The following is a 697-nucleotide window of genomic DNA, read 5'->3' on the forward strand; positions in this document are numbered from 1 at the left end:
CCGAGATCGAGCGCTGGCGACGCGAATACAACGAGGAGCGACCCAAGAAGGCAATCGACGGCATGACGCCATCCGCGTATGCCCAACAGCTGGCCAATACCGATATCATCAACCCCGGACTCTAAACCCGGCCGCTACTCAGGACGGGGGGACGTCGACCTATCAGTGATTAATCCTTCTGGCGAAGTACACACCTGGAATGGCAGGTCTTGGGCTTCAGCACTAGAACGAACCGACCCCATCTACCACCGGGGAGCCCACCCTTTTAGGCCACCTGCACCACTGACCCTCGATTCGCCAGCCTTGCCGCCGATATTCGCGCAATGCGTAGAACGCGTTCATGCATTGGACCGATCATTGGGGAGATCACCAGATGAAAGCAGCGATCGGGCGGCCGCATGTCTGGCGACCGAGGCAATGGCAAACGGTCTCACGCGTGTGGACCACGTAATGTTCAGCACGGCCACGCCATCACTGCAGGCTGGACAGCATTTCTTCGCCGTACAAGGCAGTCCTAGCAACCCTGCGCACATGCGAGCTCATGTGGAAACCGCCGTGGCCATCAGTACCCCGATCGAAGTGTCGGTCCAGCGTGGGCTGGACCTCCAACACGAACAGTTAAGGCAACGCTGATCAAGGATAAGTGCTTCGCAGCGATGGTGGTGCAAGCCGATGAAGCAGCGGACCTTGGCAATGT

Annotated in this window: 2 protein-coding genes; both read left to right on the forward strand. The window is 58.7% G+C overall.

From position 1 onward, the window contains the following. Positions 1-125: integrase core domain-containing protein (locus XAXN_RS19895; RefSeq protein WP_054320796.1), on the forward strand; the 125-nt coding region annotated here is incomplete at its 5' end. Then, positions 79-633 carry an XVIPCD domain-containing protein gene (locus XAXN_RS23760; RefSeq protein WP_425511890.1) on the forward strand — a complete coding sequence of 185 codons (555 nt, stop codon included), beginning with the start codon at positions 79-81 and terminating at the stop codon, positions 631-633. The genes XAXN_RS19895 and XAXN_RS23760, both read left to right, overlap by 47 nt. Positions 634-697: the final 64 nt, after the last annotated feature.

Origin of the sequence: Xanthomonas axonopodis (assembly GCF_001304695.1) — a bacterium.
In the GTDB taxonomy this organism is placed as follows: Bacteria; Pseudomonadota; Gammaproteobacteria; order Xanthomonadales; family Xanthomonadaceae; genus Xanthomonas; species Xanthomonas axonopodis.

Excerpts from the sequence above, each read along its gene's own strand:
- XAXN_RS23760 (WP_425511890.1), top strand. The coding sequence starts at position 79 with ATGCCCAACAGCTGGCCAATACCGATATCATCAACCCCGGACTCTAAA.